The sequence below is a fragment of the Pseudonocardia sp. SID8383 genome, from assembly GCF_009864975.1.
GTDB classification, from domain to species: Bacteria; Actinomycetota; Actinomycetes; order Mycobacteriales; family Pseudonocardiaceae; genus Pseudonocardia; species Pseudonocardia alni.
Genome location: NZ_WWFY01000734.1, coordinates 1 through 6136, shown reverse-complemented (window position 1 = coordinate 6136; position 6136 = coordinate 1). Strand labels below are relative to the sequence as shown.

At 72.8% G+C, this 6136-nt stretch carries 6 protein-coding genes and 1 pseudogene; 4 read left to right on the top strand and 3 right to left on the bottom strand.

The genetic code is table 11. The annotated features are described in order from the left end of the window. Nucleotides 1–137: pseudogene (locus GTW08_RS17695) on the top strand (tRNA (adenosine(37)-N6)-threonylcarbamoyltransferase complex dimerization subunit type 1 TsaB); the annotation flags it as partial. Beyond that, nucleotides 134–625, top strand: a complete 492-nt coding sequence (gene rimI / locus GTW08_RS17690) for a ribosomal protein S18-alanine N-acetyltransferase (RefSeq protein WP_161152245.1) — start codon at nt 134–136, stop codon at nt 623–625. The pseudogene GTW08_RS17695 and the gene rimI, both read left to right, overlap by 4 nt. Here the strand turns inward: rimI and GTW08_RS17685 are convergent. Further along, nucleotides 604–1515, bottom strand: a complete 912-nt coding sequence (locus GTW08_RS17685) for an aldo/keto reductase (protein ID WP_073576435.1) — start codon at nt 1513–1515, stop codon at nt 604–606. The genes rimI and GTW08_RS17685 overlap by 22 nt on opposite strands. Nucleotides 1516–1533: 18 nt before the next feature. Then, a complete protein-coding gene (locus GTW08_RS17680) occupies nt 1534–3126 on the bottom strand; it encodes an alkaline phosphatase D family protein (protein WP_346009924.1) in 1593 nt (530 codons plus the stop codon). 273 nt (nt 3127–3399) lie between these two features. Here GTW08_RS17680 and groES point away from each other — a divergent pair, with 273 nt between their 5' ends. Further along, nucleotides 3400–3696, top strand: coding sequence for a co-chaperone GroES (groES, locus tag GTW08_RS17675; protein WP_198932340.1), 297 nt, complete (start codon nt 3400–3402; stop codon nt 3694–3696). Between the two features lie 119 nt (nt 3697–3815). Next, nucleotides 3816–5438 carry a chaperonin GroEL gene (gene groL / locus GTW08_RS17670; RefSeq protein WP_073576434.1) on the top strand — a complete coding sequence of 541 codons (1623 nt, stop codon included), beginning with the start codon at nt 3816–3818 and terminating at the stop codon, nt 5436–5438. Nucleotides 5439–5557: 119 nt separating this feature from the next. Here the strand turns inward: groL and GTW08_RS17665 are convergent, their stop codons facing one another. Further along, nucleotides 5558–5899 carry a WhiB family transcriptional regulator gene (locus tag GTW08_RS17665; RefSeq protein ID WP_073576856.1) on the bottom strand — a complete coding sequence of 114 codons (342 nt, stop codon included), beginning with the start codon at nt 5897–5899 and terminating at the stop codon, nt 5558–5560. Nucleotides 5900–6136 lie beyond the last annotated feature (237 nt).

Here is a 6136-nt window from a genome sequence, read left to right as displayed (position 1 = left end):
CCCCGACCGTCGACGGGCTGGTCGGCGTCGCCGCGGCGGACCTGCTCGCCGGCCGGGCCCCCGCCCCGGTCGAGCCGCTCTACCTGCGCCGCCCCGACGCGGTCGAGCCGACCGGCCGCAAGCGCGTCACCGCGTGAACGCCACCGTCTCGCTGGGCCCGCTGTACCGGGCCGACGCGGCGCGCTGCGCGGAGCTGGAGAAGATCCTGTTCCCCGGGGACGACCCGTGGAACGCGCAGGCCTTCCGCGACGCCGTCTCCTCCGGCCAGCTCTACCTCGCCGCCCGCGCCGGTGACGAGCTGGTCGGCTACGCCGGGCTCGCCGTCGTCGCCGGGCCGCCGATGGCCGAGGCGGAGGTGCACACGATCGGCGTCGACCCGGCCTGGCAGGGCCACGGCATCGGCCGCGCGCTGCTGCGGGGGCTGCTCGCCGTCGCCGACGAGCTGGCGGCCACGGTGTTCCTGGAGGTGCGCACCGACAACGTCCCGGCCCGCACGCTGTACGAGAGCCACGGGTTCACCGTGGTCGGGCTGCGCAAGCGCTACTACCGGCCGTCGATGGCCGACGCCCACACGATGCGCCGCGACCGCGTGCCCAAGGCCGCTCAGGACGTCGCGGACAGGTAGGACAGCAGGCGCAGCTCGTCGTCGGTCAGCTCCAGGGTGAGCATCGGCAGCAGCTGTTCCAGCTGCTCGACGGTGCGTGCGCTCGCGATCGGCGCGGTCACCGCGGGCTGCGCGGCCAGCCAGGTCAGGGCGATCGCCGGGACCGGGACGCCGTAGCCGGCGGAGATCTCGTCGAGCCCGGCCAGCACGGCGCGGCCGCGGGAGTCCAGGTACGCCGCCGCGCCCTCGGCACGCGGGCCCTCCGGGGAGGGGGAGTCGGGCCGGTACTTGCCGGTCAGGAAGCCCTTGGCCAGCCCGTAGTACGGGTGGACGGCCAGCTTCTCCGACTCGGCGAGCGGGGCCAGACCTGCCTCGAAGGCGTCGCGCTCCATGAGGTTGTAGTGCGGCTGGATGGTGCTGAACGCGGTCAGCCCGTCGCGCGCGGAGATCTCCAGCGCCGAACGCAGCCGCTCCGGGGAGAAGTTCGACGCGCCGACCTCGCGGACCAGCCCCTCGCGGACCAGGGCGTCGAACGCGTCGAGGGTCTCCTCCTGCGCGGTCGCCTCGTCGTCGCGGTGGGCGTAGTAGAGGTCGATCCGATCGGTGCCCATGCGGCGCAGCGAGTCCCGCGCCGCGGCCGCGACGTTCTCCGCCGACAGGCCCTCCCGGCCGGGCAGGGCACCGACCTTCGTCGCGAGGTGCAGCGCGTCGCGGTTGCCGCGGGCGGCCATCCACTCGCCGAGGATCGTCTCGGACTCGCCGCCGGAGTTCCCCGGTGCGCGCCACATGTAGGAGTCCGCGGTGTCGATCATCCGTCCGCCGGCGGCGACGAACGCGTCGAGGACGGCGAACGAGGTCTCCCTGTCCGCCGTCCACCCGAAGACGTTCGCGCCGAGAACCAGGTCAGCCACGCGTCCCAACCTACTCCGCTACAGCGGTCGCAGGCCCGGCCGACGGTCCTCGGTCACGAACCGTCCGCGGGTCTGCACCGGGGCGCCCGGCTGCCTCACGAACGGCACCACCTTGAACTCGGCCTCCATCCGGTCCGCGGTGAACCGGGTGCTGACGTAGCCGCGGCGGTTGTTGTGGAACCGGATGTGCGGATTGTCGGCGAGGACGGCGTCGGAGCCGTTCTGCTTCTCCGAGCCGTCGCCGCCCGAGGTGATCGAGCTGGACACCAGCTCGGTGCCGACCACCGGCGAGGCGGGGTCGTCGAAGCGGCGCTTCACGTCGGCGCCCCAGTGCGCGTGCACATCGCCGGTGAGGACGACGAGGTTGCGTGCGCCGCCGCGCCGCGTGGCCGCGGTCCAGGAGTCGACGACGCGGTCCCGGGAGCCGGGATAGCCGTCCCACGCGTCGGGGTTGAAGCCGCGCCCGGCGCCCGGGGTGAAGTCGACCTGGGAGAAGAACACCTGCTGGCCCAGCACGTCCCAGCGGGCGCGGGAGCGGGCGAAGCCGTCGGCGATCCAGCGTTCCTGTGCCGACCCGGGCAGCGAGCGGGCCGGGTCGGTGCGTTCCGCGCAGTCGCTGCGGAAGGTGTCCCCGCACGGCTGGTCGCCGCGGTACTGGCGGGTGTCGAGCATGTAGAAGGTGACCAGCCCGCCCCAGCCGACGCGGCGGTACAGCCGCATGGCCGCGCCGCGGGGGCGCTGGGCGGCGCGCAGCGGCATGTTCTCCCAGTAGGCGCGGAACGCGGCGGCCCGCCGCGCGGTGAAGTCCCCGGGCGGGTCGAGCGGGAGCTCCCGCACGTCGCCGGCCCAGTTGTTCTCGACCTCGTGGTCGTCGAACACGACGAGCCAGGGCGTGGCCGCGTGCGCGGCCTGCAGGTCGGTGTCGGCGTGGTACTGGGCCAGTCGCTGCCGGTAGCCGGCCAGCGTCGTCGTCTCCGGTCCGGCGTGGTCGCGCACGTTCCCGCCGGGCGCGACGTAGTCCTGCGCCGGGTACTCGTAGACGTAGTCGCCCAGGTGCAGCAGCACGTCCGGACGCTCCTCGGCCATCCGCCGGTAGGCCGTGAAGAAGCCGTGCTCGAACTGCGAGCACGAGGTGAAGGCCATGTGCACCGGTGTCATCGACGCCGGTGGGGGCGCGGTGCGGGTGCGGCCGGAGTCGGAGACGGTGCGGCCCACCCGGAAGCGGTAGTGGTAGTCGCGGCCGGGACGCAGCCCCGGCACCTCGACGTGCACGCTGTGGCCCGCGTCCGGCCCGGTGCGGACCCGGCCGCGACGCACGACCCGGGTGAAGCGCTCGTCGTCGGCGACCTCCCACTCGACGTCGGTGGCGCGGTTCCCGAGCCCGCCCAGGCCGTCCTCGGCGACGGGGTCGGTGGCGAGCCGGGTCCACAACACGACCGAGGTCGGATCGGGTTCCCCGGAGGCCACGCCGAGCCCGAACGGGTCGCCCGGCGGCCGGGCCGGGGCGGGTCCGGGCGCCGCGGCGGCGGCGCCGGGCAGCAGGGGTGCGGCGGCGGTGACGGCGGCGGCGCTGAGTCCGGCGCGCAGCAGCGAACGGCGGGAGGTGATCACGATGTGCAGTGCAACGCTCCCGATCGAGTGACACCGGGCCGTCGGTCGACGAGTACGTGAACAACGGGCGACGACCGGGAACTCCCGACACGCCCGAACGGCGCGGTTGAGCCCCCGCTCGGCTTCTGGCACTCTCATGGATAGAGTGCCAACGCGCGCGGCGGACGACCTCCGCCCCGGCACCCGCGACGGCGGGGCGGGAGTCGCCACGTGCGCGCTGCTGACACCGCTAGAGAACCCGTGACACCGGATTCACCCCAGGAAGGGGAGGTCATCGTCGTGGCGAACATCAAGCCGCTCGAGGACAAGCTCGTCGTCCAGGCCAGCGAGGCGGAGACCACCACCGCCTCCGGCATCGTCATCCCGGACACCGCCAAGGAGAAGCCCCAGGAGGGCAAGGTCCTGGCCGTCGGCCCGGGCCGGGTGGACGACAACGGCAACCGCGTCCCGCTCGACGTGGCCGTCGGCGACGTCGTCATCTACTCGAAGTACGGCGGCACCGAGGTCAAGTACAACGGCGAGGAGTACCTGATCCTCTCCGCGCGCGACGTGCTGGCCGTCGTCAACTGACGCGAGGCATCGCCTGACGTACCGCCCCGGGTGGTCCACCCTCACGGGTGGCCCGCACCGGGGCGGTCGCGTCTCTCCCCCGAGAACCCGAGTATCCCGAGAGGTAGCGAGAACAAGACATGGCGAAGCAGATCAGCTTCGACGAGGAGACCCGTCGCGCGCTCGAGCGCGGCGTGAACCAGCTCGCCGACGCGGTGAAGGTGACGCTCGGCCCGCGCGGCCGGCACGTCGTCATCGACAAGAAGTTCGGCGGCCCGACCGTCACCAACGACGGCGTCACCATCGCCCGTGAGGTCGACCTCGAGGACCCGTACGAGAACCTCGGCGCGCAGCTGGCGAAGACCGTCGCCACCAAGACCAACGACGTCGCGGGCGACGGCACCACCACCGCCACCGTGCTCGCCCAGGCGCTGGTGAAGGAGGGACTGCGCAACGTCGCGGCCGGTGCCGCACCGTTCGCGCTGGGCCAGGGCATCGCCGCGGCCTCGGCCAAGGTGTCCGAGGTGCTGCTGGCGAAGGCCACCCCGGTCGACGCCAAGAGCCACATCGCGCAGGTCGGCGCCATCGCCTCGCGCGAGCAGGAGATCGGCGACCTGATCGCCCAGGCCATCAACACCGTCGGCAAGGACGGCGTGATCACCGTCGAGGAGGGCTCCACCCTCTCGACCGAGCTGGAGATCACCGAGGGTCTGCAGTTCGACAAGGGCTACCTGTCGCCGTACTTCGTTACCGACTCCGAGTCCATGGAGGCGGCGCTCGACGACCCGTACATCCTGCTGCACCGCGACAAGATCGGGTCCATCCAGGATCTGCTGCCGCTGCTGGAGAAGGTGCTCGGCGAGGGCAAGCCGCTCCTGATCATCGCCGAGGACGTCGAGGGCGAGGCGCTGTCCACCCTGGTCGTCAACTCGATCCGCAAGACCGTCAAGGTCGCCGCGGTCAAGTCGCCGTTCTTCGGTGACCGCCGCAAGGCGTTCATGGACGATCTCGCGGTCGCCACCGGCGGTCAGGTCATCAACCCCGAGGTCGGCCTGAAGCTGAACGAGGCCGGGCTCGAGCTGCTGGGCCGCGCGCGGCGCGTCGTCGTCACCAAGGACGCCACCACGATCGTCGAGGGCGCCGGCTCCAAGGCCGACGTCGAGGGTCGTGTCGCGCAGCTCAAGCGCGAGATCGAGGAGTCCGACTCCGACTGGGACAAGGAGAAGCTCCAGGAGCGCCTGGCCAAGCTCTCCGGCGGCGTCGCGGTCATCAAGGCCGGTGCCGCCACCGAGACCGCGCTCAAGGAGCGCAAGCACCGCATCGAGGACGCCGTCGCGGCGACCCGTGCGGCGGTCGAGGAGGGCATCGTCCCCGGCGGTGGCTCCGCGCTGGTGCACGCCGCGGCGGAGCTCGCCGATGGCCTGGGCCTGACCGGTGACGCCGCGACCGGTGTCGCGATCGTCCGCAGGGCACTGTCGGCGCCGCTGTTCTGGATCGCCGAGAACGGTGGCGACGAGGGCGCGATCGTCGTGTCCCGCGTCGCCGAGGGCGGCTGGGGGACCGGGTACAACTCGGCCACCCGCTCCTACGGCGACCTGCTGGCCGACGGCGTCATCGACCCGGTCAAGGTGACCCGGTCGGCGGTGGAGAACGCCGCGTCCATCGCGCGCATGGTGCTGACCACCGAGAGCGCCGTGGTGGACAAGCCGGAGAAGGCCGACCCGGCCCCGGCCGGTGGCCACGGGCACGGCCACGGTCACTGATCCGGTCCGAGCACGACGACGGCGGGCGACCCTCGGGTCGCCCGCCGTTGTGCGTTGCGGGGCAGGGAGTGTGTGTGCCGTCCGACGGGAGATGGGAGCCCCCGCGGGTCGGGGCCCTCTCAGGCGGTGTGAACGGGAATCTCCACCGGCTGGACGGTCGCCTCGGCGGCGACCTTGAGCGTGCGGCGCGGACCGCGGATGATCGCGTCCCGCTCGGACTCGGACAGGCCGCCCCAGATGCCGTAGGGCTCGTGCACCTTCAGTGCGTGCTCGCGGCACTGCTGCACCACGGGGCACTCGGAACAGACCTGCTTCGCTCGGGTCTCACGACGGGCCCGGGCGGGACCTCGCTCACCCTCGGGATGGAAGAAGAACGCGCTGTCCATCCCCCGGCAGGCTCCCTCCATCTGCCAGTCGTAGATGTCGGCGACCGGGCCGGGAAGCCTCCGGATGTCCGCCATGTTCGTCACCTGCCTTCGCTATCGAACCTGACGACGCTCAGATTCCCTGGCCATGGCGGCCGCAAACCTGATTCGAGGTGAACGATGGTGCACGTCCGACAGGGTGGTGCACGGCGAGTGCCCTCGGCGGAGGTACGGGCCCTGCTCGCCGGGGCGGCGACGGACCGGGAGGTGGCCGCGGCGGGCCGCCCGGACGGGCCGGCGGAGCTGCGGTGGGCGGCCGCCGTCGCCCGGGGC